This is a genomic window from Bacillus sp. mrc49 (assembly GCF_002803435.1).
The window spans coordinates 1-5,490 of sequence record NZ_PHNG01000753.1; the positions used below are offsets into that span (position 1 = coordinate 1).

Below are 5,490 nucleotides of genomic sequence, written 5' to 3' on the forward strand. Positions count from 1 at the left end.
AAGCGGTGGAGTACCGCGGAACGGAAAAGATGGCTCCATTCACAAAGGATTTTTATACGGAAGCAAGAAAGATCATTCCGAGCATTACACAAGATCGCGTCTTTGCTAAGGATATTGAAGCAGCGGCTAGCTGGTTACTTGAAATCGACTGGAATTCGTTCATTCATGGGTCCTTGCCCACCACATAATGATATGGCGGTTTTCTTCTGGATGCTAGGCCCATGAGCCCCTTACCGGGTTTTTAGGCCTGGCAACGTTTGATAAAGTACATAGTTCCTAAAAACCCGAAAGTATCTTCTTGATTAGAGAAAAAGACCTGGATGCAATGAGAATCGACAAGATCTTGAGAGATTAAAAATGCATGGTTGGAGGGGAATTTAATTTGGAAAATCGCCAATTGCAACTGCCCGGTAAAAATGAGCAAAACGAGCCGCCACATTCTTTGCAAAGAAAACTGAAAGCGCGCCATCTGACAATGATTTCATTAGGCGGTGCGATTGGAACGGGGCTCTTCCTCGGAAGTGGCCCGGCCATCCATTCGGCAGGTCCTGGCGGGGCGTTGGTCGCATATGCCGTCATCGGCATCATGGTATATTTCATCATGACAAGCTTGGGTGAATTGGCATCATTCATGCCAGTCAGCGGTGCTTTCAGTACATATGCTACAAGGTTCATCGATCCCGCCCTCGGATTTGCGCTTGGCTGGAACTATTGGTTCACTTGGGCGATGACGCTTGCCGCGGAACTATCTGCCGCAACGATGGTCATGAAGTTCTGGTTTCCGCACAGTCCATCATTTTTATGGAGTTCCATGTTTTTAGTTTTGATATTCCTATTGAATTACGTATCCGTTAAAGGATATGGAGAAGGGGAATATTGGTTTTCACTCATCAAGGTCGCGACCATCATCATCTTTATCGTGGTCGGTATACTGATGATCTTCGGAATCATGAACGGAGAGGCGATCGGTTTTAAAAATTTCACGGTAGGTGACGCGCCGTTCGCTGGCGGGTTCTTGGCGACATTGGGAATTTTCATAGCGGCTGGTTTTTCTTTTCAAGGTACCGAAATCGTCGGTGTGGCAGCGGGTGAAAGTGAAGATCCGGCAAAGAATGTTCCAAGGGCCGTTCGCAGCATCTTTTGGCGGATATTCCTGTTTTATATTTTAGCCATACTGGTTATCGGCCTGATCGTTCCATATACAAATGGGAGTCTTCAGGGGCACACGATCATGGTCAGCCCGTTTACGATGGTATTCGAAAAAGTGGGACTGGCATTTGCAGCTTCAGTGATGAATGCCATCATTTTAACCGCCGTATTATCAGCAGGTAATTCAAGTCTTTATGTGACAAGCCGAATGTTGTACTCGATGGCAAACGAAGGGCTGGCACCAAAACTTTTCGGAAAACTCAACAAGCGCGGCGTTCCCATCTGGGGACTGATCGTCACTTCACTTGTAGGCATGTTGGCATTTTTTGCATCCATTTTCGGTGATGGTGTGATTTATGTGTGGCTGATGAATGCTGTCGGAGTTACGGGTTTTATCTTTTGGCTTGGCATAGCGGCAAGTCATTACCGGTTTCGGAAAGCATACATCGCTCAAGGACATTCATTGGATGATCTTCCCTATCTGTCAAAATGGTTCCCTTTTGGTCCGATATTTTCCTTTGCCCTTTGTTTCTTCGTTTTAATGGCGCAAAACTATCAAGCATTCATGGGAGACCACATTAATTGGGCGGGCGTAATGGCAGCTTATCTTGGCATCCCGTTTTTTTTGGTGATGTGGCTCGGCTATAAATTCATTAAAAAAACGAAAGTGATTCCGTTAGAAAAATGCCGGATAGATTTCGATGAACATAGGAATGTGTAACTGCTGGATGAAAGCCTTGGAATAGGAAATTATTTCAAGGTTTTATTTTGGGGATTTGGGGGAATAAGATACGAGATTATCCAAAGGTGGGATGTTCCAAATGTGTTTCTGGGTTTTTTTGGAACTTTACAAATCGAAAAAAAACTGAAAAAAATTACGGCGGAGGGTGGGACTTTATTTTTTCGGCTTGCCAGAACGTTGGTATATCAACGTTTTCTCAAGATTTTGGAACCCTTGTAAGGGAATGTGATTTTGGCCATTATAAGCAGGAATCCGGCCGCACATCATTTGAATTAATATTCATAGTTTGTTAAGGTAATGAAGTACTTTAGGGATAAAGGTTCAGTCCATGTGCTTGGACTGACCGAAGCTTTAAAATAAAAAACCATTATATTTCAGTTGGTATATGCTGTGCCTGTTCGATTCCTCAGTAGTATTGCACCTCTTTTCCCTGCTTGAAATACTCAAAATAGACACATGGGAATCCTATATTATTTTTCAATGCGTTTTGGTGTCATACCAAGTATTATTCCACCTGGTTTTAGGAAAATGAAGTACTTTAGAGGGTAATCGTTTGTCCGACGCCTGGACAATGTCTCTAAGTGGAAATCGTTTATGTTACAGGTGGTATAGGTTGTGCCTGCTTGTTCCCTCAGTTGTGATTACACCTCTTTTTCCTACTGGAAATGCTCAAATAATCACACATATATAATCCAAGTAAAGAATTCCTTCTTGGGAACAATACATTACAAGAAGGCCCCCTCATATATGTGTCAAATCCGCTTTTTTTGATCTATATATAGTATGGAACATAAGAAAAAGTGTAGAGCTAGAATCGTTTTTTACATTCCGATTATTTCAAGGGACGTGTGTATTAATCATCATCACTCGCATAAAACGGGGAAATTCAGCAAAACTGAATCATATGGGCAACTATTAGAATGAGGTGACTTGATGAAGCCATATGTAGAAGTCAGAAATGTCTCGAAAATTTTCGGCAAATCTCCAAAAGCTGCAACAGATTTATTGATTCAAGGCAAATCGAAAAAAGAAATACTGAAAGAAACGGGACAGACTGTCGGCGTTAATAATGTGAATTTCGAGATTTACCCTGGCGAAATATTCGTCATCATGGGTTTATCCGGAAGCGGTAAATCGACGTTGATCCGTATGTTCAATCGCTTGATCGATCCCACCCTTGGTGAAATATTGATTGGCGGAGAAGATATCGTAAAGATGAACGCCGCCCGTTTAAGAGAGGTCAGGCAAAAGAAAATAAGCATGGTGTTTCAGAACTTTGCTTTATTCCCGCATAAAACGATATTGGAAAACGCGGAATTCGGGCTCGAAATCCAGAAGGTCGATCCTGCAAAACGTCATGATAAAGCCATGAAGGCGCTTGAGGCGGTTGGATTGAAGGGCTATGAAAATCAGCTTCCATCCCAACTTAGCGGCGGTATGCAGCAAAGGGTCGGATTAGCGAGGGCGCTTGCAAGCGACACGGACGTATTATTGATGGATGAGGCCTTTAGCGCCCTTGATCCACTGATACGTAAAGATATGCAGGATGAGCTGGTTGAAATTCAAGATCAGTATAAAAAAACGATCATTTTCATTACCCATGATCTTGATGAAGCATTGAGAATCGGGGATAGGATCGCGCTTATGAAGGATGGAAGCGTGATTCAGCTGGGAACACCAGAACAAATCATGATGAATCCAGCCAATGAATTTGTCGAGAAGTTCGTCGAAGATGTTGATTTATCAAAAGTATTGACAGCATCTCATGTGATGATCCGACCAGAGAAAATCTCAGTTGACAGAGGACCGAGGGTTGCCTTGGAAATCATGCGTAAACAGGGATATTCCAGCATTTTCGTTGTGGATAGGAAGCAGAAATTATTGGGGGCGGTGACAGCTGAACAAGCGCGTCAGGCCATGAGCAATAATCAATCGATATCTGAAGTGATGACTACGGATATCCCGACCGTCAAAGAAGATGAATTGCTAGGAAACCTTATGGACGTGATGGCAACGTCAAGCTTGCCGATCTCTGTCGTAGATGATGAAAAAAGAATTAAAGGAATTCTTCTCCGCGGTGCCGTTATCGGTGCCTTGGCAGGTAATAAAGATTCCTTGAATGAAATGGAGAGTGAATAATTCAATGAATATGCCGAAAATCCCACTAGGAGCTTGGGTCGATTCTTTAGTGGATTGGATAACTATTGTATTTGCTGGGTTATTTACACTGATTACGAATGTTATTGAAGGACTTTTAAATATACTTGTCGACGTAATGAGTGCCGGACCATCCATCGTATTGATTGTAGTGCTAACCCTGCTGGTTACCTATACAAGCAGATGGCCATTGGGAATCTTTACACTTATCAGCTTGCTATTGATCGATAACCTTGGTTATTGGGAATCAAGCATCCAAACACTGGCTATCGTGCTATTGTCAGGATTCCTAACGATATTGATCGGGATACCGATTGGGATATGGTGCGCCCAAAATAATACGGTGCGCAAGATCGTCACCCCGATTTTGGACTTCATGCAAACGATGCCCGCATTCGTTTACTTGATTCCTTCGATATTATTCTTTGGAATAGGGGTAGTGCCGGGGATCATTGCGTCATTCATTTTCGCAATCGCACCGACAATCCGGATGACGAATCTTGGAATTCAGGAAGTGCCCAATGATTTGATCGAAGCATCGGATGCTTTTGGCTCGACCAGTGGCCAGAAGTTAATCAAGGTACAAATACCTTTGGCCACTCCGACGATCATGGCAGGGGTCAACCAAAGCATCATGCTCGCACTTTCCATGGTCGTTACAGCTTCATTGGTCGGTGCACCAGGACTTGGGGCAGATGTTTACCGCGCTGTCAGCCAAATAAATGTAGGACAAGGATTCGAAGCAGGACTATCCATCGTCATCATAGCAATCATTCTTGATCGTATTACGCAAAATCTTCGTAAGCCGGCTTACGAGCACATCGTTAGCAGAAAAATCATTGTAATCGTTCTTGCGATACTCGTGGTCGCTACTGCACTATTCACTACGTTTGCAAAAGACACGGGTGTGAAAGGCGATGAGAACAGTTTTGCTGCCAAAGCCAATTATGAAATCATCGGAATCGAACCTGGAGCAGGAATAATGAAGCAAACCAAAACCGCTATTTCCGATTATAAGCTAGATGATTGGAAGCTTGTCGAAGGATCTTCGGCTGCTATGGTAGCTGAATTGAAAAAGGCAATCGATAAAAAAGAACCAATCGTCGTTACAGGCTGGACACCGCATTGGATGTTCTCGAAATATGACTTGAAATATCTCGAAGATCCGGATGAAGCATACGGCGGAGCTGAAAATATCAATTCGATCGCCAGAAAAGGTCTTGAACAGGATGCGCCAGGGGCCTATAAAATTCTTGATCAATTCTACTGGGAAACGAAAGATATGGAAAATGTAATGGTTAATGTTGCAGAAGGAATGACTCCTTCAGAGGCAGCAGATAAGTGGATAAAAGAACATCAGGACAAGGTATCCAAATGGACCAAGGGTGCAGCGCCAGGAAACGGTAAAAAAATCAAATTGGTTTATGTTGCCTGGGATACTG

Annotated in this window: 3 protein-coding genes and 1 pseudogene; all 4 read left to right on the top strand. The window is 43.3% G+C overall.

The window, feature by feature from the left end:
- Window positions 1–188: pseudogene (locus tag CVN76_RS22240) on the top strand (histidine ammonia-lyase); the annotation flags it as partial.
- A gap of 287 nt (window positions 189–475) precedes the next feature.
- A complete protein-coding gene (locus CVN76_RS22245; RefSeq protein ID WP_232732420.1) occupies window positions 476–1,870 on the top strand; it encodes an amino acid permease in 1,395 nt (464 codons plus the stop codon).
- A 954-nt stretch (window positions 1,871–2,824) separates the two neighbouring features.
- Window positions 2,825–4,030, top strand: a complete 1,206-nt coding sequence (locus CVN76_RS22250) for a quaternary amine ABC transporter ATP-binding protein (protein WP_061140632.1) — start codon at window positions 2,825–2,827, stop codon at window positions 4,028–4,030.
- A 4-nt stretch (window positions 4,031–4,034) separates the two neighbouring features.
- Window positions 4,035–5,490 (top strand): ABC transporter permease/substrate binding protein (locus tag CVN76_RS32175; protein ID WP_100533104.1); only part of this gene is annotated, 1,456 nt, incomplete at its 3' end.